Source organism: Pantoea stewartii subsp. stewartii (genome assembly GCF_008801695.1).
Taxonomy (GTDB): Bacteria; Pseudomonadota; Gammaproteobacteria; order Enterobacterales; family Enterobacteriaceae; genus Pantoea; species Pantoea stewartii.
This window is the reverse complement of record NZ_VZPF01000039.1, coordinates 1-24,524: the sequence shown is the minus strand read 5'-3', so window position 1 is coordinate 24,524 and position 24,524 is coordinate 1. Positions and strand designations below refer to the sequence as shown.

The 24,524-nt window shown below is 55.9% G+C and carries 20 protein-coding genes and 3 pseudogenes; 9 read left to right on the top strand and 14 right to left on the bottom strand.

Going from position 1 to position 24,524, the window contains the following annotated elements:
* Positions 1-6 precede the first annotated feature (6 nt).
* The 7 genes and pseudogenes from F7Q90_RS13200 to F7Q90_RS13170 all read right to left on the bottom strand — a co-directional run bounded on the left by F7Q90_RS13200 (position 7) and on the right by F7Q90_RS13170 (position 6,286).
* Positions 7-837: a phosphodiesterase gene (locus F7Q90_RS13200; RefSeq protein ID WP_006120448.1), complete on the bottom strand. Its 831-nt coding sequence runs from the start codon at positions 835-837 to the stop codon at positions 7-9.
* Positions 838-848: 11 nt separating this feature from the next.
* The gene (locus tag F7Q90_RS13195) at positions 849-1,835 is read right to left on the bottom strand and encodes an ABC transporter ATP-binding protein (protein ID WP_006120449.1); all 987 of its coding nucleotides are present in this window, start codon (positions 1,833-1,835) and stop codon (positions 849-851) included.
* A complete protein-coding gene (locus tag F7Q90_RS13190) occupies positions 1,832-2,647 on the bottom strand; it encodes an ABC transporter permease (protein ID WP_006120450.1) in 816 nt (271 codons plus the stop codon). The genes F7Q90_RS13195 and F7Q90_RS13190 overlap by 4 nt, the downstream gene beginning before the upstream one ends.
* Positions 2,644-3,525 (bottom strand): ABC transporter permease, encoded by an 882-nt coding sequence (locus F7Q90_RS13185; protein WP_006120451.1) that lies wholly within the window; start codon positions 3,523-3,525, stop codon positions 2,644-2,646. The genes F7Q90_RS13190 and F7Q90_RS13185 overlap by 4 nt, the downstream gene beginning before the upstream one ends.
* Positions 3,525-4,547, bottom strand: a pseudogene (locus F7Q90_RS13180) (ABC transporter substrate-binding protein). Before F7Q90_RS13180 ends, F7Q90_RS13185 begins: the two are co-directional and overlap by 1 nt.
* The gene (locus F7Q90_RS13175) at positions 4,531-5,556 is read right to left on the bottom strand and encodes a substrate-binding domain-containing protein (protein WP_006120452.1); all 1,026 of its coding nucleotides are present in this window, start codon (positions 5,554-5,556) and stop codon (positions 4,531-4,533) included. The pseudogene F7Q90_RS13180 and the gene F7Q90_RS13175 overlap by 17 nt, the downstream one beginning before the upstream one ends.
* A gap of 124 nt (positions 5,557-5,680) precedes the next feature.
* On the bottom strand, positions 5,681-6,286 hold the full coding sequence (locus F7Q90_RS13170) for a DsrE family protein (RefSeq protein WP_006120453.1): 606 nt from the start codon (positions 6,284-6,286) through the stop codon (positions 5,681-5,683).
* 726 nt (positions 6,287-7,012) lie between these two features.
* Between F7Q90_RS13170 and bepA the strand changes: the two genes are divergently transcribed.
* A complete protein-coding gene (gene bepA / locus F7Q90_RS13165; RefSeq protein WP_006120454.1) occupies positions 7,013-8,476 on the top strand; it encodes a beta-barrel assembly-enhancing protease in 1,464 nt (487 codons plus the stop codon).
* A 5-nt stretch (positions 8,477-8,481) separates the two neighbouring features.
* Entirely contained in the window at positions 8,482-8,829 is a 348-nt protein-coding gene (gene arsC, locus F7Q90_RS13160) for an arsenate reductase (glutaredoxin) (RefSeq protein WP_006120455.1), read from the top strand.
* Here arsC and hda read toward each other — a convergent pair.
* From hda to upp, 3 genes are all read right to left on the bottom strand, one after another.
* Positions 8,826-9,533 (bottom strand): DnaA inactivator Hda, encoded by a 708-nt coding sequence (gene hda / locus F7Q90_RS13155; protein WP_033740991.1) that lies wholly within the window; start codon positions 9,531-9,533, stop codon positions 8,826-8,828. The two genes, arsC and hda, sit on opposite strands and share 4 nt — an antisense overlap.
* A 94-nt stretch (positions 9,534-9,627) precedes the next feature.
* Positions 9,628-10,917, bottom strand: coding sequence for a uracil permease (gene uraA / locus F7Q90_RS13150; RefSeq protein WP_006120457.1), 1,290 nt, complete (start codon positions 10,915-10,917; stop codon positions 9,628-9,630).
* 156 nt (positions 10,918-11,073) lie between these two features.
* Complete coding sequence (gene upp, locus F7Q90_RS13145; protein ID WP_006120459.1) at positions 11,074-11,700, bottom strand: uracil phosphoribosyltransferase; 627 nt, start codon at positions 11,698-11,700, stop codon at positions 11,074-11,076.
* 218 nt (positions 11,701-11,918) lie between these two features.
* Here upp and purM point away from each other — a divergent pair, with 218 nt between their 5' ends.
* Positions 11,919-12,959, top strand: a complete 1,041-nt coding sequence (purM, locus tag F7Q90_RS13140; RefSeq protein ID WP_006120461.1) for a phosphoribosylformylglycinamidine cyclo-ligase — start codon at positions 11,919-11,921, stop codon at positions 12,957-12,959.
* Positions 12,956-13,594 (top strand): phosphoribosylglycinamide formyltransferase, encoded by a 639-nt coding sequence (gene purN, locus F7Q90_RS13135; protein ID WP_006120462.1) that lies wholly within the window; start codon positions 12,956-12,958, stop codon positions 13,592-13,594. The genes purM and purN overlap by 4 nt, the downstream gene beginning before the upstream one ends.
* A 28-nt stretch (positions 13,595-13,622) precedes the next feature.
* On the opposite strand, the gene pstB is transcribed toward purN, so the two are convergent.
* From pstB to F7Q90_RS13120, 3 genes are read right to left on the bottom strand one after another with little or no spacing between them, the layout of a single operon-like run.
* On the bottom strand, positions 13,623-14,390 hold the full coding sequence (gene pstB / locus F7Q90_RS13130) for a phosphate ABC transporter ATP-binding protein PstB (RefSeq protein ID WP_033740860.1): 768 nt from the start codon (positions 14,388-14,390) through the stop codon (positions 13,623-13,625).
* Between the two features lie 12 nt (positions 14,391-14,402).
* Positions 14,403-16,037, bottom strand: coding sequence for a phosphate ABC transporter permease PstA (gene pstA / locus F7Q90_RS13125; RefSeq protein WP_006120465.1), 1,635 nt, complete (start codon positions 16,035-16,037; stop codon positions 14,403-14,405).
* A complete protein-coding gene (locus tag F7Q90_RS13120; RefSeq protein ID WP_006120466.1) occupies positions 16,034-18,130 on the bottom strand; it encodes an ABC transporter permease subunit in 2,097 nt (698 codons plus the stop codon). Before F7Q90_RS13120 ends, pstA begins: the two co-directional genes overlap by 4 nt.
* Positions 18,131-18,284: 154 nt before the next feature.
* Between F7Q90_RS13120 and ppk1 the strand changes: the two genes are divergently transcribed.
* The 5 genes and pseudogenes from ppk1 to mgtE all read left to right on the top strand — a co-directional run bounded on the left by ppk1 (position 18,285) and on the right by mgtE (position 24,356).
* The gene (gene ppk1 / locus F7Q90_RS13115) at positions 18,285-20,345 is read left to right on the top strand and encodes a polyphosphate kinase 1 (protein WP_006120467.1); all 2,061 of its coding nucleotides are present in this window, start codon (positions 18,285-18,287) and stop codon (positions 20,343-20,345) included.
* Between the two features lie 5 nt (positions 20,346-20,350).
* Positions 20,351-21,874 carry an exopolyphosphatase gene (gene ppx, locus F7Q90_RS13110; protein WP_006120468.1) on the top strand — a complete coding sequence of 508 codons (1,524 nt, stop codon included), beginning with the start codon at positions 20,351-20,353 and terminating at the stop codon, positions 21,872-21,874.
* 2 nt (positions 21,875-21,876) lie between these two features.
* A complete protein-coding gene (gene tehB / locus F7Q90_RS13105) occupies positions 21,877-22,515 on the top strand; it encodes a tellurite resistance methyltransferase TehB (RefSeq protein ID WP_071988775.1) in 639 nt (212 codons plus the stop codon).
* A 97-nt stretch (positions 22,516-22,612) separates the two neighbouring features.
* A complete protein-coding gene (locus F7Q90_RS27215; protein WP_006120471.1) occupies positions 22,613-22,798 on the top strand; it encodes a YfgG family protein in 186 nt (61 codons plus the stop codon).
* Between the two features lie 124 nt (positions 22,799-22,922).
* Positions 22,923-24,356: pseudogene (mgtE, locus tag F7Q90_RS13095) on the top strand (magnesium transporter).
* Positions 24,357-24,375: 19 nt separating this feature from the next.
* Here mgtE and F7Q90_RS13090 read toward each other — a convergent pair.
* Positions 24,376-24,524 (bottom strand): annotated as a pseudogene (locus F7Q90_RS13090) (IS630 family transposase); the annotation flags it as partial.

Below are 24,524 nucleotides of genomic sequence, written 5' to 3'. Positions count from 1 at the left end.
GCGCATTTAATCGATTAAACCGTTTTCGTCATAGAAGGGCCAGGGGCCGTCGTAGTCGCCGATTGCGCACTGGTGGGTGGTCATGCCCTGCTCCCGTTGCCAGCGATGCAGCAAAAACCCCGCCGGTTCCAGCACAAAATTGGCCGGGCCATCCGGTTGCAGATCCAGCGCAACCTGGTGAGAAACGCCGGGCGCAATACAGGCCAGCGTGCCAGCAAACCGCGTCTGAACAGCCCGATGTACATGCCCACACAGCACCCGTTCAACCTGGGGATGGCGGGCAATAATCGCCGCCAGTGCTTCGGGCTGACGTAATCGCTGACGGTCCATATGATCAATACCGCAGACAAACGGCGGATGGTGCAGCATCACCAATGTGGGCATGTCTGGTGACGCAGTGAGTGCGTCATCCAGCCAGCGAAGCTGCCGATCATCAAGTTCACCCCATGGCTGGTGCGGCACGCTGGAATCCAGCGCCAGTAGCTGGACGTCCCTGACGATAAGCCGCCAGTTGAGCGTCGGGCCCTGTTGCAGATAAGTGTGATCGGGAAACGCGGCCCGCAGGGCCTGGCGGTCGTCATGATTACCTGCCATCAGGTAAAAGGGCCGTTCCAGCCCCTCCAGCGCCTCGCGCAGCGTCTGGTACTCTGCGGCGGTGCCGAAATCCACCAGGTCACCGGTAATCACGACCACGTCAGGACGCGGTTGCAGTGCATTCAGCGTGGCGATGGCCCGCAGTAACGCCGTGTGCGTATCGACTTTCTTATAAGACAAACGCTCCTGCGCTTTAATATGTAAGTCACTGATCTGTGCGATCAGCGTAGGATTAGCGGACACTCTTTCACTCCTTAAGCGGTAAATTCCAGCGCGGCCTGCCCGGCCAGTGACCAGCTGATACGCTGCCCGGCATGCCAGTTTTCGCGCGCGTGACGCTCGACCTGGATGGGCTTATCCAGGCCAATATCGATCTGCAGGCGTTGAGAGGCACCGAGAAAGGTGCTGGCGACGATACAGCCGTGTCGGGCATAGCGCCCCGCTTCTGCCAGCAGGACATCCTCTGGACGACAGAATCTCACCGGCTGCCCCTGCTCATCGGTTTCAATGCAGTTAATCGCGCCCACGAAGTCCGCCACAAAGCGCGAAGCCGGACGCTGATAAATGGCCTGCGGCGTCGCAATCTGGACCAGGCGGCCCTGCTCCATGACCGCAATACGGTCGCCCAGTGCCATGGCTTCCTGCTGATCGTGCGTCACATAGATGGCGGTAATCGCCAGCTTTTTCAGCAGATCGCCGATGTCTGCGCGCAGGCGTTCGCGCAGTTTGGCGTCCAGCGCCGCCAGCGGCTCATCAAAGAGCAACACTTTAGGCCGGGCCGCCAGGGCTCTTGCCAGCGCAACGCGCTGCTTCTGACCACCAGAGAGTTTATCGATATGGCGCTGGGCCAGTGCAGTCAGATCGACCAGTTCCAGCATCTCCTGGACTCGTGCCTCGCGTTCGGCACGCGGGATGCCCTGCACTTTCAGGCCGTAGGCCACGTTTTGCGCCACGTTGAGATTGGGAAACAGCGCATAGTTTTGGAACACCATCCCGACGTTACGTTTTTCAATCGGCAAATCGGTCACGTTGCGATCGTCAAACCAGACTTCACCCGGCGCATCGGTACGCTCTAGGCCACTGATAATGCGCAACGTCGTGGTTTTGCCACAGCCCGATGGCCCCAGCAGCACCAGGGTTTCGCCAGCGTGCACGCTGAGATCCAGAGGATGCAGCGCCTGGTGATGCGCAAAACGGCGCGCGCAGCCGCGCAACGTAACGTTAACAGCATCGTTATTCATGCCTTTTCCTCGCTGAGTGGCTGACGTGACTGACGTTCAAGCCAGTGATTACAGGCGTTAAGCATCAGCAGCAGGGGTAAAATCATTAAAATGAAGATCAAGGTGTACGCCGAGCCGACTTCCAGCCGCATGGAGGCATAGCTGTCGGCCAGGCCCACAGGCAGCGTTTTGGTCAGCGGTGTATGTAACATCCAGGTAATATTGAATTCGCCGACCGACAGCGTTGTCACCATAAAAGCCCCGGCAAGAATGCCGTTACGGCAGTTGGGAACCACCACGGTGAAAAAACGCTGCCAGAAGCCTGCCCCCAGGCTGGCGGCTGCCTCTTCCAGTCGGGGCAACTGGATAGCCTGCATCACGGCCAGAACCGGGCGAATCATAAACGGCAGCGTAAACAGCACATGGCCAATCAGGATAAAGACCCAACTGTCGCGCAGGCCTGAAAACTGGCCGTACAGCAGGATAATCCCCAGCGCCGTCGTCAGGCCCGGTAGCGCCACAGGCAGCATCAGGCACTCTTCAATACGTGACGACCAGCGCGATGGCGACTTGAGTAATCCCCAGGCGGCGGGCACGCCGACAACCATCGTGACAAGCAAACAGCTCACCGCGATCATCAGCGACAGCCAAAACGTGTCGCTGTACATGTCCCACACCTGTTCAACCCACTTCAACGTCAGCCCGCTACGCAGACCGACAAAGTCGTTTTGCGTGACGCCCGCCAGCATGGATAACACCACCGGCACAATTATGAACAGGGCGGTCAGCGTCGTGATCGCGATTTGCAGCCAGAACAGTCCACGCCGTTTCATGAGGTCTTCTCCTCCCGGGATTGGGTCAGTACACGTGCCAGCATCAATCCCAGCCAGGCCACCGCGCCCATGACCACCGACAGCGCCGCCGCCGTGGCGAAGTTGGCATAGTTAGTAAACTCGCCGTAAATCGTGAGCGGCAGTACGCTCAGGTCGGTGTCCAGCGTAAAGGCGGTGCCGAATGCGCCCATACTGGTGGCAAAACACAGTGCACCGCTGGAGAGCAGTGCCGGTTTCAGGCCCGGCACAATCACGTCACAAATAATGCGCCACTGACTGGCACCCAATGAGCGGGCGGCCTCCTCCAGCGAACGATCCAGTTTTTCACTGGCGGCGACCAGCGTGACAATGGCGCGGGGCAGTGAAAAGTAGAGATAGCCAATAAACAGCCCCGTAAGCGAGTAGGCCAGCGTCCAGCGTTCATGAACCAGTTGCATACTGATCTGCGCCAGCACGCCCTGCCGTCCCGCCAGCATCACCACTAAAAACCCGACAACCACGCCGGGGAACGCCAGGGGGAACGTGAGCAACGCCAGTAAGGTGCCGCGCCCGGCGAAGCGCTGGCGAGCCAGAAAACAGCCCACCACGCTGGCAATCGCCAGCGTGACCAGTGTGACCGCCAGCGACAACAGGACGGTGTTAAACAGGCTTTGCAGATACTGGGGCTGGGTAATCACTGTCCAGTAACCACTGTGCCGGGTGCTGCGATCCGGCGTCATGCCCATCTGAAATAAACGGGCAAAAGGCAACAGCCAGAAGGCGGCAAAAAACAGTAAGGCCGGCAGCAGCATCCGTGGCCAGTTGGCCCCCTGCTCACGTCGGCGAGACCGGTGGCGCGAGGCCACCGGTAAACCGCTGCGGGCATTTGACAAGGCCATTACCGAATCTCACTCAAATAACGGGCAGAGAAGGCTTTCTGTGCATCAGCCATCTGCTGGTAGTCAACAGTATGGGCGCGCGCGTAATCGCTGTCGGGCAGGAAGCGCTTTTTAGCCTCTGCGGACATCACAGAAGGCCGCACCGGGCGCAGATAGGCGTTAGCCCAAATCGCCTGCCCTTTATCCGACAGCACGTAGTCCATCACTTTCTTGCCATTGGCAGCATGCGGGGCGTTTTTTACCAGACTGATGACGTAAGGCACCGTCACCGTGCCTTCCTGAGGAATGACAAAGACGACGTTGGCGTGATCTTTATACTTCGCGCGATAGGCATTGAAGTCGTAATCCAGCAAAATCGGGATTTCGCCAGAGATAAGGCGGGCATAGGCGGTTTGTTTAGGCACAATCGGCTTGTTGGCCTACAGCTTTTTGAACCACGTCAGCGCGGGAGTAAAATCCTGCATCGTGCCCCCTTTCGCCTGGTTAACCGCCACGGCGGCGACATAGCCGACAAACGCACTGGCGGGATCCAGATAACCCACCATGCCTTTGTATTCTGGCTTCAGCAGGTCGTCCCATGACGTCGGCACCGGCGCGCCGCCCAGGGCATCGACGTTAACCATAAACCCCATGGTGCCAGAGTGCAGCGCGACCCACTTACCCTGCGGGTCTTTCATCCCTGCCGGAACCTGATCCCAGTTGGCGGGTTTGTAGTCGGTCACCACGCCCGCCTGTGCCGCCTGAATCCCAAAACTGACACCGTAATACACCACATCGGCGACGGGGTTATTTTTTTCGGCGACGAGCTGCGCCAGGGCCTGGCCGGAATTTTTATTATCCTGCGGCACGACAATACCGGTGTCTTTTTTGATCGCCTGGAGCTGTGTCGCCCAGTCCGCCCATTCCGGTGGGCAGTTGTAGCAAATCGCATTCTCCTCGGCCTGCGCCAGCGGGCTGGATAATGCACAGGCGGTAAGCAACGCCGCGCTGGCAAACAGCGCAATTTTATTGTGTGTAGACATGATGTTTTCCTGATGTTGAAGAATGAAAAATTGCTGCGATGCTCTCGCCTGAACGCAGGTGGTGGTCCAGTAAGCGCGAAGCCTCAGCAGACGAATCGAGAAGCATATCGATGGCACAGGCACCCAACCGCTCGCTGGGCTGCACCACGCTGGCCAGTGAAGGCGAAAGCTGTTCACCGATGGCAATACCATCGAAGCCCATAACAGACAGCTGTTGCGGTACGTTAATGCCTGCACGCGCGGCCGCCCCCATCAGGCTGATGGCCAGGAGGTCGTTACTGCAAATTACGGCGGTCAGCGGATCGCTGCCCGTCATCAACGGTAAAAAGGGATCGAACAGGGCGTGAATGTGGCTGGGCATATCAACCAGCGCGCTGGGCGTAAAGCCTGCCTGCTGCATCGCATCGCAATAGCCGAGGTAGCGCTGACGTGCACGGTCAGACTGCAACATCGGCCCTGCCGCCATGACAATATGCCGATGGCCCAGCGCGATCAGGTGCGCAGTGGCTTCTGCCATTGCCCGGCGGTTATCCACACAGACGCTGCGCCAGGCGGTGTTCTGCGGCATGTTATGCGCCAGAACGAAAGGCATGCGGGCTTCAGCCAGGGTGGGTAATACGGCGCTGCTGTCAGCATCTGACACGGTCAGGACCATCCCTGCTACGCGCTGACGCAGCATGTGTTCAACGATCGCCGCCTCACGTTCTGGCTGATAATCCGTTGTCGCGACCAGCAGGCCATAACCCGCCAGCCGGGCCTGGTGCTCCATCGCCTGAAGCTGTAACGCAAACACCGGGTTACTGAGTGATGGCAGCAGTACGCCCAGAGTGGTCGAACTCTGCGTACGGAGCTGGCGCGCAATATGGTTGGGGCGAAAACCCAGTGCTTCCGAGGCATCCAGCACCTTTTTCAGCGTGCCGGGTTTAAGCAGATGGGGATCGGAAAAGGCACGTGCGGCGGTGGCGCGCGAAACCCCAGCCCGTTCTGCCACACGAATTAAGTCACTCATTTCACCCTCGTCAGTCGCCAATGAGATCGATCTCATTGGCGCTTACACTAAAGGCATTTTATGACATGCACATCGCGGAAAGATGACGTTAAGGTGACAGCGGCGCGCACCGCCATCGCGAGACTTACAGCATCAAAAAGGCATAACCCTGGTTTTGCAGCGTGGCAACGGTGGTGCCGCTGGAGATCGTGTGGGTGACGCGCGTATCAATCCAGTCACGCTCGAAATGGTGAAACGCCACTGACTGATCGCAAATGGACACTTTCACGCCCGCCTTTTCCAGTGCGCTAATTAACTGGAGGTTAGGATTATCCACCCCGTATGCTTTATGAAACTGTTCATTATTCAGTGCGGCGGGAACGGCATCACTGTTAATTGACACGACGAAATTCAGTTTATCTAACGGTACACCTGCGGCGTAATAGAGATTCGTGACGCGTGCTACGCGCTCCAGCCCCAGATTAGGCCGACGAATATCGCCTTCACTGCGATTAATTTGAAAAACAATTTTATTACTGAGATCCGCTACCGTGCCGGGTTTATACGCGGGTGTATCCACATAATGTATTTTTCCATAGCCCTGAATGGCCGGAGTGCTCCAGTAATCACTGGGTTCTGTTTTACTGGCAAATTTACCGCTGACCTTGTCGACTAATACTGGCAACTGCATAACATTCCCGCCAATAAATCCCGCTACCGCCGCTACCACAATAAAGGCTGCTGGTCGCATCACTCACTCTCCTGCTGTTTAAATCTGATGTATACCGTGCTACCGCAACGTCGGCGGCTTATCTATATCACAGTGGTACAACGCGGAGAGCAGCTGAAATTCTTAATAGCATTTTGTCGGGACGGCCATAAAATAAAAACGGAGCGTGATAAAAAGTATTTTTTATCGACCGTGTTTTTTCTTTCTTATTTAAGATGGTTCATAAAGCGTGTCACGGTTCCTGATTGGATAACGCGATTTCCTGGCGCTTCCTTGCCAGCCATAAATAGCCTGTCGGCAATAAAGGCATTTTTACCATCAATATTTTTAATTTACCTTTCTGATAATCGTTACGGTACAGGGCCTTTTTTTCAGAGAATACCTGGGAAAATGGCCAGTATGTTCAGTTTTTTTGTTGCTTTTCAGCGCGTCCGCCTTGTGGCTACCCGGCCCGCATGTCAGTCCGCGTGTATCTTTGTATTCGGCCCTTGCGTTTATGCCAACGTTGTCGGCCATTTTCATCCGGACAGGCTGTTATTCAGGCGCTTTGCAGATCATTGTACCGTCAAATTTTTTCGTCAGGTTTGAAGCATTATCACAATCCTGCCGCGCAGTGCGCGCGACAACGTCATTTCATTCTTCATGCCCTGTGGTTAAGATACGCAGGACGCCTCGCTATTCGTGGGTAAAACAGAACATATTAGCGGCTTACCTGTCCCATTCAGGGATTCATTACAGGATTCAGGCATGTTGAACCGGTTAAAAAAAACGCTGATTGCTGCGCTACTCCCTGCACTCACGTTATCCTGTCCGCTGACCTCGCAGGCGGATATCAGCGACTCCCTGCCGGATATGGGCACGACCGCAGGCTCTACGCTGTCGATTAATCAGGAGTTGCAGATGGGGGATTTCTATGTGCGGCAACTACGTGCCAGCGCCCCGCTGATTAACGATCCCCTGCTAAATCAGTACATCAATCAGCTCGGTCAACGGCTGGTTTCTCACGCGGACGCGGTTAAAACGCCTTTCCACTTTTTCCTGATTCAAAATGATGAACTTAACGCCTTTGCGTTTTTTGGTGGCAATGTGGTGTTGCACGCCGCGCTATTCCGCTTCACCGATACTGAAAGCCAGCTGGCCTCGGTGATGGCGCACGAGATCTCCCACGTGACGCAGCGCCATCTGGCGCGGGCGATGGAAGATCAAAAGCGCAATGCCCCGCTGACCTGGGTAGGGGCTTTGGGATCGATACTGCTGGCGATGGCCAGCCCACAGGCGGGCATGGCCGCCTTAACCGGTACACTGGCGGGTACCCAGCAGGGCATCATCAGTTTTACGCAGAATAACGAACAGGAAGCCGACCGCATTGGTATTCAGGTTTTGCAGCGCGCGGGCTTTAACCCGCAGGCCATGCCGGACTTTCTGCAAAAACTGGCCGATCAGAGCCGGTTTTCTTCCAAACCGCCTGAAATCCTGCTGACTCACCCCTTACCAGACAGCCGTCTCGCCGATGCGCGCAACCGGGCAAACCAGATGCGCGCGGTGGTAGTCCAGTCTTCTCAGGACTTTTATCTGGCAAAGGTGCGCACGTTGGGCATTTATCCGACCGGCCGTAATCAACTGACCGAGGAGTTACTGAACCAGTATGCCAACGGTAATGCACGCGAGCAGCTGGCTTCCCGGTACGGTAAGGCGGTGCAGTTTTTGCAGGCCAAAAACTATGGCGAAGCCAAAAGGATTGTGACGCCACTTTTGGCTAAGCAGCCTGAGAACGTCTGGCTGCTTGACCTGATGACGGATATTGATATCGGCCTGAATCAGCCACAGCAGGCCATTGCACTGTTGACCGCGACGCAGGCGGCTAAAACCAGCCCGGTCGTTCAGCTCAACCTGGCGAACGCTTATGTTGAAGCGAAGCAACCCGCCAATGCCAGCCGCATTCTGAACCGCTATACATGGACACACAAAGATGACACCAACGCATGGGATTTGCTGGCTCAGGCTTCAGCACAGCAGGGCCATACCGACGAAGAGCTGTTTGCCCGTGCCGAAAGTCTGGCCTTAAATGGTCAGATCGCTCAGGCCATCAGTGCCCTGAGCCAGGCCAGTGCCCAAGTGCCGCTGGGGAGCCTGAAACAGGCGCGTTATGATGCGCGCATCGATCAGTTGCGCCAGTTGCAGCAACGCTTTAAGCAATATCAGAAAGGATAAGCAGTATGGTGACGCTTTATCATAATCCCCGTTGCAGTAAGAGTCGGGAAACTCTGGCACTGCTGGAGCAGCGTGGCATCCAGCCGGTGATTGTGCGCTATCTGGAGACGCCGCCCGACAAAGCGACGTTGCAGATTCTGCTGCAGAAACTGGGCATGGAGAGCGCGCGTCAGTTGATGCGCCGCAACGAACCGACCTATACCGCCCTGGCGCTGGATCAGGCAGCGTTAAGCGAAAGCGCTTTGCTGGACGCGATGGTGGAAAATCCCATTCTGATTGAGCGGCCCATTGTGATCAATGGCGATCGGGCCCGCTTAGGCCGTCCGCCCGAGGCGGTACTGGCGATTCTTTAAAGTCCAAGCGTTTCTTTAACAAACGGGATCGTGAGTTTGCGTTGCGCACTGATAGAGGCGCTATCCAGACGATCCAGCGTATCAAACAGCGTGCGCATCTCCCGATCCAGCCGCTTCAGTAAAAACCGGCCGACGTCTTCAGGCAGTTCGAACCCACGCAGTCCGGCGCGAAGCTGTAAAGCCTGTAACTTATCTTCATCGGAGAGCGGCTGCAGACGGTAGATTTGCCCCCAGTCGAGCCGTGATGCCAGATCGGGTAAATGCAGGTTCAGCTGACGCGGGGGACGATCGCCGGTAATAAAGAGCCGGGTATTGCCGGTTTCCAGGATGCGGTTATAGAGATTAAAAATCGCCATTTCCCAGGCTTCTTCTCCCGCGATGCATTCGATATTGTCGATGCAAACCAGCGGCAGTTGTTCCATGCCGTCCAGCACCTCTGGAACAAACCAGGTGCGCTTATCCAGCGGTACATAGCCCACGGCTTCACCACGCGCGGACATTTCAGCGCAGGCAGCGTGCAGCAGATGGCTGCGCCCTCCTCCTTCGCGCGACCAGAAGTAGAGATAGCTGCCATGTTGTTGGCTTAGCGCCCCCTTGATCGCAGCGATCAGCGAGGGGTTTTCCCCCGGCCAGAAGCTGGCAAAGGTTTCGTTGTCAGGTAGATAGAGTGGCAATGACAATTGTGCCGGCGTGTTCAGAAGCACCTCAGCAAGCGAACAGGCAAAAATCGGGGGCAGTCTATCATAGTTTTTGCGAAGAGATGAATCGGGCGTCCCTGCCCGCGTCTTCAGGGCTTCATCATGACGATGTGTCGCGTGTCTCTTCTGCATCAAGCACCACTTCTTCCGGACGCAGCAGGGAAATGACGCGGAAAATCAACGCCAGCGCAACGCCAACCAGCGTCGCCAGCGCCATCCCTTTCAGCTCGGCGGCACCGATGTGCACTTTCGCGCCGCTGACGCCAATGATCAGGATCACGGAGGTCAGAATCAGGTTTTGCGCTTTGTTGTAGTCCACTTTGGATTCGATCAGGACACGAATACCGGAGGCACCGATGACGCCGTACAGCAGCAAGGACACGCCGCCCATGACCGGCACCGGGATCGCCTGTATAGCCGCTGCCAGTTTGCCCACGCAGGAGAGCAAAATCGCGAAAATGGCCGCGCCGCCAATCACCCAGGTGCTGTAAACGCGGGTAATGGCCATTACGCCAATGTTTTCACCATAGGTGGTGTTTGGCGTGGATCCAAAGAAACCCGAGATGACGGTCGATAAACCGTTGGCGAACATGGAACGATGCAGGCCGGGATCACGGACCAGATCACGCTTAACAATATTGGCCGTGACCACCAGGTGGCCCACGTGTTCGGCGATCACCACCAGCGCGGCGGGCAGGATCGTTAACATCGCCACCCATTCAAAACGCGGCGTATAAAACGTCGGTAATGCAAACCACGGCGCATTTTCCACGCCGCGCCAGTCCACAATGCCCATAAAAGCGGAAAGCGCGTAGCCCACCAGCACGCCGATCAAAATCGGGATAATGGCCATAAAGCCACGAAATAACACCGAGCCAAAAACGGTGACGGCCAAGGTGACCAGCGAAATCAGCACGGTTGTCCCGTCAGGCGCATGACCTTCAGCAGGGAGCAGGCCCGCCATGTTTGCTGCGACGCCCGCCAGCTCCAGACCAATGACCGCCACGATAGCGCCCATTGCTGCAGGCGGAAACATCACATCCAGCCAGCCGGTACCGGCTTTTTTGACGATCAACGCGACCAGACAGAACAGCACGCCGCAGAGAATAAATCCCCCCAGCGCCACTTCGTAGCCCAGCGGCAGCAGGAGTAAAACAGGTGAAATAAAGGCAAAACTGGATCCCAGATAAGCGGGGATCTTGCCTTTACAGATAAACAGATACAGCAGCGTCCCGACACCGTTAAACAGCAGTACCGTAGCCGGGTTGATATGAAAGAGGATGGGTACCAGCACCGTTGCGCCGAACATGGCGAACAGATGTTGCAGGCTGAGCGGAATCGTTTGCAGTAATGGCGGCCGTTCGCTAACGCCGATAGCGCGACGAGTCATTAAAAGTCCCCTTGAGTTGATAGTCTGTTTTTGGTCAAAAAAAAGCCGACTCTCTGGTCGGCTGATGAAGGTTATTGGCTGTTGCGAAAAAAAGCGGCTCGGCCTGCGCCTGCAGGCTGACAGCAAGGTGCTGCATGAAGCCGCCTGAACAGGTCACTATTTGGTGCCGAAAATCTTATCGCCCGCGTCACCCAGGCCCGGAATGATGTAGCCCTTGTCGTTCAGGCCCTGGTCCACGGAGGCGGTGTACAGCTCCACGTCCGGGTGCGCTTTCTCCAGTGCGGCAATGCCTTCTGGCGCAGCGACCAGCACCAGCACTTTAATGCTGCTGCAGCCGGCTTTTTTCAGGAGATCGATAGTGGCGATCATGGAGCCGCCCGTCGCCAGCATCGGATCGACCACCAGCGCCAGGCGCTCTTCAATGTTGGACACCAGCTTCTGGAAATAAGGTACAGGCTCCAGCGTTTCTTCGTCACGGTACACGCCTACCACGCTGATGCGCGCGCTGGGCACGTGCTCCAGTACGCCTTCCATCATGCCCAGACCGGCACGCAGGATGGGCACAACGGTGATTTTTTTGCCTTTAATTTGATCAACCTGAACCGGGCCATTCCAGCCCTCAATGGTGACCTTTTCGGTTTCCAGCTCGGCCGTGGCTTCATAGGTCAGCAGACTGCCCACTTCAGAGGCCAGCTCACGGAAACGCTTCGTACTGATATCATGCTCACGCATCAGTCCCAGTTTATGTTTGACCAGCGGGTGTTTAACTTCCACGATCTTCATTGTTGTTCTCCCGGAGTGAGTTGAGCTAAAAAAAATCGCGGGATTATACCGCCTTTTTAACATCGCGCCACATGTGCTTGCGCAATCCACCGCATAAAATAAGGATTGATGAAAATTGTCGGGGACGCAATCTGAGACTCGCAAACGTTTGCCTGCGCTGATAGAATTGCCGCGCTTTATATTAAACCACCAACCGCAACTCGCGTGGGGACCTCGCAGTGACCGATAAGACCTCTCTCAGCTACAAAGACGCCGGTGTTGATATTGATGCTGGTAACGCTCTGGTTGACCGTATTAAAGGCGTAGTGAAAAAGACGCGTCGCCCGGAAGTCATGGGTGGACTAGGCGGCTTCGGTGCGCTTTGTGCGCTGCCGCAAAAATACCGTGAGCCTGTGCTGGTCTCCGGCACCGATGGCGTGGGCACCAAGCTGCGTCTGGCGATGGATCTCAAACGTCACGATGCCATTGGTATCGATCTGGTTGCTATGTGTGTTAACGACCTGGTGGTACAGGGCGCGGAGCCTCTCTTCTTCCTGGATTACTACGCGACCGGCAAGCTGGATGTGGACACCGCATCGGCGGTCATCACCGGTATCGCCGAAGGTTGTCTGCAGTCAGGCTGTGCGCTGGTGGGCGGCGAAACCGCTGAAATGCCGGGCATGTATCATGGCGAAGATTACGATGTCGCGGGCTTTTGCGTCGGTGTGGTTGAAAAGTCAGAAATCATTGACGGTAGCAAGGTTCAGGACGGTGATGTGCTGATCGCCCTGGGCTCAAGCGGCCCGCACTCAAATGGCTATTCCCTGGTGCGTAAGATTCTGGAAGTCAGCGGCACCGATCCGTTGGTTGAGCAACTGGAAGGCAAACCGCTGGCCGATCACTTACTGGCGCCGACGCGCATTTACGTCAAAAACATCCTCAGCCTGATTGAGCAGGTGGATGTGCACGCGATTGCTCACCTCACCGGTGGCGGTTTCTGGGAAAACATTCCACGTGTCCTGCCCGACAATACTCAGGCGGTGATTGACGAGAAAAGCTGGCAGTGGCCTGCCCTGTTCGGCTGGATGCAGCAGGCGGGCAATGTCAGTCGTCATGAGATGTATCGCACCTTCAACTGCGGCGTGGGCATGATCATCGCGCTGAGCCCGGCTGACGCGGATAAGGCCGTTGACCTGATGCGTGCTGCCGGGGAAAACGCCTGGAAAATTGGTGTGATTAACGCCTCAGACTCGGAAGAGCGTGTGGTTATTCATTCATGAAAAAGCTGGTTGTACTGATTTCGGGTAACGGAAGTAACCTTCAGTCCATCCTCGACGCCTGTGCAAACGGGCGTATTCACGGCAGCGTCGCTGCCGTGTTCAGTAACAAAGCCTCCGCCTATGGTTTAGTTCGCGCGCAGGAGGCCGGGATCCCGGCAAAAGCGCTGGATGCACGTGACTTTAACGATCGCGACAGTTTTGATCGGCAGCTGATGCGTGAGATCGATGCGTATGCACCGGATCTGGTGGTGCTGGCGGGTTATATGCGCATTCTGAGTCCGGGCTTCGTGGCGCATTACTCTGACCGTCTGCTGAACATTCACCCGTCGCTGCTGCCGAAATATCCCGGTCTGCATACGCACCGCCAGGCGCTGGAAAACGGCGATAAGGAGCACGGTACATCCGTGCACTTCGTGACCGATGAACTGGATGGTGGCCCGGTCATTTTGCAGGCCAGGGTGCCGGTGTTTGCTGAAGACAGCGAGGCCGAGATTACCGAACGCGTTCAGCATCAGGAACATGCCATCTACCCACTGGTAATTAACTGGTTTACCGAAGGCCGACTGACCATGCGTGAGGGAAAAGCCTGGCTGGATGGTCATCCCTTACCCGCTCAGGGCTACGCCCACGATTAATGCTCAGGGAGCCAGGCTCCCTGCCTTTTCAACCGTAACGCCCGGTGATGTAATCTTCCGTCCGGCGCACCTGTGGTGTGGTGAAAATCCTGTCTGTGGTGTCAAACTCCACCAGCGATCCCTGATGCATAAAGGCTGTGTAATCCGACACGCGTGAAGCCTGCTGCATGTTGTGGGTGACCAGCACCAGCGTGAAATGCTGCCTGAGCGTGCTCATCAGTTCTTCGATCACCAGGGTAGAAATCGGGTCCAACGCGGATGTTGGCTCATCAAGTAACAGGACGTCCGGCTCAATCGCAATAGCGCGGGCGATAACCAGCCTTTGTTGCTGCCCCGTGGAAAGCGTCAGCGCATTCTGTGCCAGCTGATCTTTCACCTCGCCCCACAGCGCCGCCGCCCGGAGTGCCCGTTCACAGGCTTCATTCAGTACGCGCTTATCGCGCACCCCTTGCAGCCGCAGTCCGTACACCACATTTTCGTAAACCGATTTGGGAAACGGATTGGGCCGCTGAAACACCATCCCGACCCGGCGACGCAGCGCAGAGACATCCTGAGCAGGTCGCATAATCGACTGCTGATCCAGCAGAATGTCTCCTTCGATGCGGCAGCGATCAATCACGTCGTTCATACGATTAAAGCAGCGCAGCAGCGTTGATTTGCCACAGCCGGACGGGCCAATCAATGCGGTGATACGATTTTTGGGCAGTTGCAGCGAGACATCCTGAAGCACCTGGCGCTCACCGTACCAGAGCGACAGATGATCAACGGTTAGCGCAATATCAGTTTCGGGCATCATAGTCATCGTCAGTTATTGAGTCATCAGGCGATAGCGTTCACGCAGGCGGTGACGCAGGCCCATAGCTAACAGGTTCAGTAACAGAATAATGAGCACCAGAAGCAGCGCCGTGGCGAAAACCAGCGGCCGGTCGGCTTCGGTATTAGGGCTCTGAAAGGCGAGATCATAGATCTGAAAGCCCAGATGCATAAATTTTCTGTCGAGGTGCAGGTAAGGGAACACCGCATCTACCGGCAGTTCCGGCACCATTTTAACCACGCCCACCAGCATCAGAGGCGCGGTCTCGCCTGCGGCACGTGCCACGGCCAGAATCAGTCCGGTTAACATGGTCGGAACGGCCATAGGCAATACCACGTTCCAGAGCGTTTCTGCCTGGGTCGCCCCCAGCGCCAGGGAGCCCTGCCGAAGACTGTCGGGAATGCGGGAAAGCCCTTCTTCCGTCGCGACAATCACCACCGGCAAGGTCAGCAGGGCCAGTGTCAGCGACGCCCACAGCAAACCGGGCGTACCAAATGTCGGGGCGGGCAAGGTGCTGCTGTAAAACAGCTGGTCCACCGTGCCGCCCACCAGCCAGACAAAAAAGCCCAGCCCAAATACGCCATAAACAATCGAGGGTACGCCCGCCAGGTTGACCACGGCGATGCGTACCAGACGGGTCAACGCGTTGCGTTCCGCATATTCATGTAGCCACAGCGCCGCGATAACGCCCAGCGGCATCACAACTACAGACATCAGCAGCACCATGAGCACCGTGCCAAATATCGCCGGAAACACGCCAAACTCGCTTTCTCCTTCGGCAGGCGAATCGCTAATAAAGCGCCACACCTGCTGGCAGAAATGCCCCATTTTTTGCGTCAGGCTCATCGCGTTGGGTTGCCAGGCTTCCACAATCTGCGACAGAGGGATGCGGTGATCAGTGCCGTTCACATCGCGCAGAATCAGCGCATCACGCTGGCTTTCCGCTTGCAGACTGTTCAGCCTGTCATTCAGCTGAAGTAGGCGGCGTTGCAGCGCCGCCTGGTTGGCCTCGTATTCTGACTGCGCCTGCAAATCGAACTGCTTTGCCGCGCGCTGATGCTCAGCCTGATCGTCCAACTGGTCCAGTTGTTCATTCAACCGGGCAATATCGACCCGACGCATCTCGCTGGCCTGCTGCTCGATAAGCTTTACCTGTTCAAGTCGCTGTTGCAGAAGCGCCATAATGTCTTTTGCCGTAAGAACATCATTCTCTTCCCGCAGGCCGACAAACCAGCCATAGGCATTCCCCTGACTGCGGCGCTGCAGCACCATCACGTCGTCCGGCTGGCTGACAATCGGTGCCTGCTGACTCAGCACCGCCCGAAAGTCAGGCGCGGCCCAGTCCCGGTTTCCTGTCTTAATCAGATAGCGATGTACGTCGCCCGGTTTGCCGTCTGACGCGGCGGCAGGCGCCGGATAATGCGATTGCCGCTCAAGCGTTTCGCCCAGTACACGGGTTTTGCTGCCATCAGGCAGTGTGAACTGATAGAGATCGACGGGATGGGGCCAGAACGCGCGCAGCCCCTGCCATCCCAGCAGCGCGATCAACAGGGTAAAGGCCAGCAAACAGACCGTCACGGCACCCGCCGTAAGCCAACGCCAGCGATCATTTTGTCGTATCGCCTTCATGCCAGCTCCTTATACTGGCTAAAACGCAGGCGCAGACGCTGGCGGATAAGCTCGGCAACCGTATTGATCATCAACGTGAAGACCAGCAGCACCAGCGCACTTAAAAACAGAATCCGGTAATGTGCGCTGCCAACGGCCGCCTCAGGCATTTCAATCGCGATATTGGCTGACAGCGTGCGCAGGCCACTGAACAGGCCGCCTTCAGTTTGCGGCGTGTTCCCGGTGGCCATTAAGAGAATCATGGTTTCGCCTACGGCCCGTCCGAAACCAATCATCAACGCGGCAAAAATGCCAGCCGACGCTCCCGGCAGCACGACCCGCGTCAGGGTTTGCCATGGCGTGGCGCCCAGCGCCAGTGAGCCCTGCCCCAGCGACGCCGGAACGCTGAACAGCGCATCTTCCGCCAGCGTAAAAATCATCGGCACCAGCGCAAACCCCATCGCCAGCGCCGCTATCAGCAGATTACGCTGCGCGTAATGCGGCAGCCAGTCACCGGCATCCGGCACGATAAGCGTGGGTAGCCAGAGCGTTAACGCCGCGACAATAAGCAGCACGGGCAGCAGCAGGATAACCTCATGGCCCGGCTGCCGCCAGCGGGCCGGTAAGCGGCAGGCCAGAATACCGCAGCCAAGCAGACTGCCCGCCAGCGTGACCGGTAGCAACAGAATTCCTGTTAATGCCTGACCGACATGGGGCGCTAACCATAATCCGGCAATCAACCCAATCACCACACTGGGCAACGCCCCCATCATCTCTATCGCAGGCTTCACCCAACGACGTAAACCGGGTGCCATAAACCAGGCGGTGTACATCGCGGCCGCCAGGGCAAGCGGCGTGGCAAAAAGCAGCGCCATACTGGCCGCTTTCAGCGTGCCCACCACCATCGGAATTAAACTGAACTTCGCCTGATAGCTGTCTCCGGCATTGGTGGACTGCCAGACCCAGTCGGCTTTGGGATAGTTTTCATACCAGATTTTTTGCCAGAAGTTACGCCAGGTCACATCCGGCCAGGGATTGGTCAGTTTAAGGGTTTCCCAACCTGACGATCGCTCCAGCAACAGGCTGTCACCCTGCGGCGAAAACTGCGCCTGCAGGATGCCGGGTGCTAACTGGTGTTGCAGAATGGGCCCATCCTGTTTGCTGGCAAAGACCTTAAGCAGGCCGGTTTGATCAAAGGTAGCGAAAACCCGGCGCTGCGCCTCACTGACGATCAGACCCTGTCCGGCGCTGTGTGCGAACGTGCGGATGGCGTGCAGGCGCAGGCCGTTATCGCCAGCAATGGAAAACCACTGCGTAATACCGTGACTGTCCTGAATTAACAGCGTTTGGCCTCCGGCCAGTAACTGCATATGTTGGGGCGCTTCCGGGAGCATCTGCGTTTCCCGCAGCCAGGCCCGCCCGTCATCGATTTGCCAGACCCGCAGCAGGCGGCCTTCGGTGGTGTACAGCAGGTCGCCTTTAGGCGAAAGCACCAGATGCGCAGGCTGCAGACCCGGCAGCTGGATGAGCGCAGCCTGGCGGTTAGTTTCCAGCGTTAACAGACTGACGCCCGCGTCAGTGAGCGCTGCAATCCGCCATTGATCGGGACGAAGCGTGGCGACAGCCATTTCTTTTACGTCGCCCTGGGGCAGACGAAAGCCGCTATCGCCCAACGGAAAATGCCATTCGCCTTCGCCTTTGCTTATCACCGGCTGCAACAGGGTTAAACTGCCCTGTGCGTTGAGCAGCACCGTATTGCCATCGGCGCTTGTTACCACCTGTTGCGGCGCGGGCGTCAGCATCAGCGCGGGCTCAGGCGGTTGGCCATTCAGCGGTATAAATCGTGCCTTGCCATCACGACTGATACGCCAGCCAACGCTGCCTTTATTACCAATGGCCAGTGCGGGCGATGCATCCCAGAGCCGCTGATGACTGAGACTGTGCACACCCGGTGCGCTAAATAACGGCAGGACCACCCAGAGCAACCAAAAGAACAGCAGCATCATCAGTAACAGAATAGCGACCCCGCAGCACGTGACGAGGCGCCGCGTGTAACGGTCAATAGCACGACGTCGGCGATCGCTAAACTGGACGGGAATATGGTTTACGCTCATGCGGCCCTGATTATGCGGCGAAAATGAGTCGCTATGTTGCCCGTAGCGGCTTGATAAGACAAATTTTGCTGTTGGACAAGCCTGCCATACTCTCGCCATAATGCTGATGGATACTGTAGCGTCGTCAGTCCTGCAACCGTCATACGGAGTGAGAATGGGTCAGGTAAAGCTTTATATTGAAAAAGAAATGAGCTGGTTGTGCTTTAACGAACGTGTTTTGCAGGAAGCGGCAGACAAAAGTAATCCGCTGATTGAACGTATGCGTTTCTTAGGTATTTACTCAAATAACCTCGACGAATTTTACAAGGTCCGGTTTGCCGACCTGAAACGACGCATCCTGATTGGCGAAGAGCAAGGCTCCGCCAGTACACCGCGCCACCTGTTGAAGAAGATTCAGCAGCGCGTCCTGAAATCGGATCAGGAATTCGATGCGCTCTACAACGACCTGTTGCTGGAAATGGCGCGCAATCAAATCTTTCTGATTAACGAACGTCAGCTTTCACCTAATCAGCAAAGCTGGCTGCGTCACTACTTTAAGCATGAACTGCGTCAGCACATCACGCCGATCCTGATTACCCATGAAACCGACCTGACGGAGTTTCTGAAAGACGATTACACCTATCTGGCGGTCGAGATCATTCGCGGCAGCGATATTCAGTACGCGTTGCTGGAAATCCCGTCAGACAAGGTCCCGCGTTTTATTAATCTGCCTGCGGAGCCGCCGCGCCGCCGCAAGCCGATGATCCTGTTAGACAACATCCTGCGCTACTGCCTGGATGATATTTTCAAAGGTTTCTACGATTACGACACGCTGAACGCCTATTCAATGAAAATGACGCGCGATGCGGAGTACGATCTGGTCACCGAAATGGAGTCCAGCCTGCTGGAACTGATGTCCTCCAGCCTGAAACAGCGTCTGACGGCAGAACCTGTGCGTTTTGTCTATCAGCGCGATATGCCGGATTCTATGGTGGCGCTGCTGTGCGACAAGCTGTCGATTTCCAACTACGACTCCGTGCTGGCAGGCGGACGCTATCACAACTTCAAAGACTTTATCGGGTTTCCTAACGTCGGGAAAAACAACCTGATTAACCGTCCGATGCCGCAGATTCGCCACATTGGTTTTGACGGCTTCCGCAACGGTTTTGACGCCATTCGTAATCGCGACGTCCTGCTTTATTATCCGTATCACACGTTCGAGCATGTGCTGGAACTGCTACGCCAGGCATCATTCGACCCCAGCGTGCTGGCGATTAAAATTAATATTTACCGTGTCGCCAAGCATTCCCGCATCATGGATGCGATGATTCACGCCGCCTATAACGGTAAGAAAGTGACGGTGGTCGTCGAACTTCAGGCGCGTTTCGATGAAGAAGCCAATATTTACTGGGCTAAGCGCCTGACAGAAGCCGGTGTTCACGTTATTTTCTCGGCACCTGGCCTGAAAATTCACGCCAAACTGTTCCTGATTTCCCGCCGCGAAGGCGAAGAAATCGTGCGCTATGCCCACATCGGCACCGGTAACTTTAATGAGAAAACCGCGCGTCTGTACACGGACTACTCGCTGCTGACCGCTGATGCGCGGATCACCAATGAAGTGCGCCGGGTCTTTAACTTTATCGAAAACCCGTACCGCCCGGTGACGTTTGATCACCTGATGGTTTCTCCGCAAAACTCACGTCGGATGCTGTATGATTTGATCGATAACGAGATTGCGAATGCCCAACAAAAGCGCCCCAGTGGCATAACTCTTAAAATTAACAACCTGGTGGACAAAGGGCTGGTAGACAGGCTTTATACGGCCTCCAGCGTTGGCGTAAATGTTAATTTACTGGTTCGTGGGATGTGCTCATTGATTCCGGACTTGCCTGGGATCAGTGAAAATATTCGTGTGATCAGTATCGTTGATCGCTTCCTGGAACATGACCGCGTTTATATCTTTGAAAACGGTGGGGACAAGAAAGTGTTTCTCTCCTCGGCTGACTGGATGACGCGTAACATTGATTACCGTATCGAAGTGGCCGTGGCTATCCTAGATCCACAAATAAAGCAGCGCATTCTGGACATCATTGCCATTCAGCTCAGCGACACGGTTAAAGCGCGCGTCGTGGATAAAGAGCTGAGCAACCAATACGTTCAGCGCGGCAATCGTCGTAAGGTGCGGTCGCAAATGGCGATTTACGAATACATTAAGAAGCTGGAACAACCTGAATAACGCCTATGCCAATATCCCAAAAAAGTACGCCGAAACCTCAAGAGTTTGCGGCCATCGATCTCGGTTCAAACAGTTTCCACATGGTCATTGCCCGTGTGGTGGATGGGGCTTTGCAGGTATTGGGGCGACTGAAGCAGCGCGTGCATCTTGCTGATGGCCTGGATGCCAAAAATTACCTGAGCGAAGACGCCATGGAGCGCGGTCTGAACTGCCTGGCACTGTTTGCCGAACGCCTGCAGGGCTTTAATGCCAGCAACGTGACGATTGTTGGCACACATACGCTGCGTCAGGCGGTTAACGCTGAGACGTTTTTACAGCGCGCGGCAGAGGTTATTCCTTATCCAATAGAGGTGATTTCCGGTCACGAAGAAGCGCGCCTGATCTTTATGGGCGTCGAACATACGCAACCGGAAAAAGGACGCAAGCTGGTGATTGATATCGGTGGCGGCTCGACAGAGCTCGTCATCGGTGAAGATTTTGAGCCCCAGTTGGTCGAAAGCCGCCGTATGGGCTGCGTCAGCTTTGCCCAGCTTTACTTCCCTGGCGGCGAAATCAGCGTTGAAAACTTCCGTCGCGCCCGACTGGCCGCCACGCAGAAGCTGGAAACCCTGGCGTGGCAATATCGTCTGCACGGCTGGCAATATGCCCTTGGTGCTTCCGGCACCATCAAAGCGGCCTGCGAAGTGCTGCTGGCGATGGGCGAGAAAGAGAAGCTGATTACGCCAGAGCGACTGACAAAGCTTTATGATGAAGTGATCAAGCATAAATCGTTCGCTGCGCTGAGTCTGCCAGGTCTGGCTGAAGAGCGCAAAAGCGTATTTGTTCCGGGGCTGGCGATTCTTTGCGGCGTGTTTGATGCGCTGGCGATTCGTGAACTGACCCTGAGCGATGGCGCGCTGCGTGAAGGCGTACTTTATGAGATGGAAGGCCGTTTCCGCCATCGGGATATTCGCAGCCGCACCGCTCAGAGCCTGGCGAATCACTATGCCATCGACAGCGACCAGGCGCGTCGAGTGCTGGAAACCACCGAGCAGCTCTATCTGCAATGGCGCGACCAGAATCCCAAACTGGCGAATCCTCAGCTGGCGGCGCTGTTGAAATGGGCGGCGATGCTGCACGAAGTCGGCTTGACGATCAACCACAGCGGTATGCAACGCCACTCAGCCTATATTTTGCAGAACACCAACCTGCCGGGGTTCAACCAGGATCAGCAGATGCTGCTGGCAGCACTGGTCAGATTCCACCGTAAAGCCGTCAAAGTGGATGAACTGCCTCGCGTCACGCTGTTTAAGAAAAAACAGTTTCTGCCGCTGATATTCCTGCTGCGCCTTGGCACCTTACTGAACAACCAGCGCCAGGCGACTACACGTCCTGACGCGTTAACGCTGACCTGTGATGAGGGCCACTGGACGCTTACCTTCCCGGCGGGCTATTTCAGTCAAAATAACCTGGTCCAGCTCGATCTGGAGCGTGAGCAAAACTACTGGAATGAGGTCACCGGCTGGAAGCTGATTCTGGCAGAAGCCTGATTGTGCGGGCACTTGCTGCCCGCATTACCGAACGGATAATCATGACATTGCGAACCGATAACTATTTTTCAGAAACCTATGGCTTAACCCCTGTGCACTCGGAGGTGGCCGAGGCGCTGCCTAAACTGACACCAGGAAAAGCGCTTGATCTGGGGTGCGGAAGCGGACGTAATACACTGTTCCTTAACCAACATGGTTTTGACGTGACGGCCTGGGATCACAATCCCGCCAGTCTGGAACGGCTCAATCAGATCATCGCCGCTGAAGGGCTGACCGGCATTCATACGGCGCTGCAGGATTTAAATCAGGTGCGTTTTAACGGGGCCTGGCAGGTGGTCATCTCGACGGTGGTCATGATGTTTTTGCAACCGGCCACCATTCCGCAGCTCATCGCGGATATGCAAGCCTGTACCGTGAAAAATGGCTTTAACCTGATTGTGGCCGCGATGAATACCGAGGATGCGCCCTGTCCGTCTGACTTCCCTTTCGCGTTTAAGTCCGGTGAGTTAAGCCATTACTACCGCAACTGGCACATTGTGAAATACAACGAAAACTGGGGACAGCTACATCGCAAAGATGAAAACGGCAACCGGATTAACTGCCGTTTTGCGACCCTGCTGGCCCAGAAAGCCAGCTATTGATCCGTTGTATTTTTTTTAAACAGCGGTTGATTTATCCGGGCGACTGTGACTAAATATTGCTGTCGCCCGGTCCGGGTTATTACAGGAATTTCTTTGCGTGAACAGCGCCCTTTCTCCCCGAAGACGTAAAAAAAGCGTCAGTATGACGCGGGTTGTTTTACTCATCAGTTTTATCATTCTGTTTAGCCGTCTCGTTTTTATCCTGCCTGCGGCCTTCGAGCATCATCAGCAAAAGCAAACTGAATCCGCGCCTGCTATCCCGACGCTTTCCAGCAGTCGTTAATCCCTTACAGGCTTTTCGCTGACACATCCGCGCGCATTCCCGCCTGCGGGACGATTTTTTGCCTCCCTTTTTCAGTCAAAACGCTACACTTCGTGCAGGTGCTTTCAGACTAAAGGGATGCAATGTGTCTGCCTCACACACTCAACGTTTAAATGAAATTCGTCATCGTATTCTGACGCTGCTGCTCAATGAGCAGGGGCTCAGCGAGACACTACGGAATAAAGCCGGTCATCTCTCGCCTGAGCAGCAACGTGAAAATGTGATACATCGGGAAATTCTGCAACAAGACATCGACCAGCTCCATGCGGCTGACCTGGCCGACATCCTTGAAGCGTTGCCTGAAGAAGCCCGCCTGGCGCTCTGGAGCCTGGTGCCGCCGGAAAAACGCGGCCATGTGCTGGTTGAAGCGTCAGAAACCGTCTGGGACAGCCTGACCGACGAGATGAGCGACCGCGATATTCTCCAGGCTATCGCGCCGCTGGATATTGACGACCAGGCCTGGCTGGTGCGCTATCTGCCGCGCGGCCTCACCGGGCGCTTACTGACCTCCCTGGAGCCCAAACTACGGGCGCGTATTCTGAGCGTGATGAAGTTTGACCGCGATCGCGTGGGTCGGGTGATGGACTTCAATATCCTCACTGTACGCGAGGACGTCACGCTGGCGACCGTGCAACGGTTTTTGCGCAAAGGCAAAAGCATGCCCGATGGCACGGACAAAATCTTCATTACCAATGAACAGAATCAGCTGCTCGGCGAACTGCTGTTGACGGATATCCTGCTGAATAAACCCAAAACCCTGGTGAGCGAGGTGATGAATCCCCATCCCACCACCTTTCAGCTGGACGATAAAGCCGAAGACGCCGCCAGTGCCTTTGAACGCTATAACCTGATTTCCGCAGCGGTGACGGACGCCTAGGGCAAGCTCATTGGCCGTATCACGATTGAAGATGTGGTCGACCTGGTAAACAAAGAAAACGAAAGCAACATCCGCAAAATGGGCGGGATCAGTCAGGAAGAGGATGTCTTTGCTCCGGTCCGTAAGTCGGTGCGAAATCGCTGGGCCTGGCTGGCCATCAATCTCTGCACAGCCTTTATCGCTTCCCGCGTGATTGGGCTGTTTGAGGGCACTATCTCACAGATTGTCGCACTTGCGACTTTAATGCCGATTATCGCCGGCATCGGCGGCAATACCGGTAACCAGACCATTACCATGATTGTCCGCGCCCTGGCGCTGCATCAGGTTGAACCGGGAAATTTCTCGTTTCTGTTTAAGCGAGAAATTGGCGTCGCCCTGATTAACGGCCTGTTCTGGGGCGGGATTATGGGTGCCATCACCTGGCTCATGTACAGCAATATGGCACTGGGCGGCGTGATGATGCTGGCGATGGTGCTGAATCTTTTGCTGGCGGCCATCATGGGCGTGATGGTGCCGCTGGTAATGACCAAAATGAAACGCGATCCCGCCGTGGGCTCCAGCGTTCTGATTACGGCCATTACCGATACCGGTGGCTTTTTTATTTTCCTGGGCCTGGCGACGCTTTTCCTGTTGCCGCACTAAATAACTGATCCTAATACCGCTACACTTTAGCCAGCCCATGTTTTCCCCCGGGGAATGGGCTGACGGTATTCATAAAGTGATGGACCTTTTTCAACAGTTGCCACATTGAACTGCACTGGTGATTTCGGGTTATTGTCTCATGAAGCGCCTGCCACAACCGTTCGACAT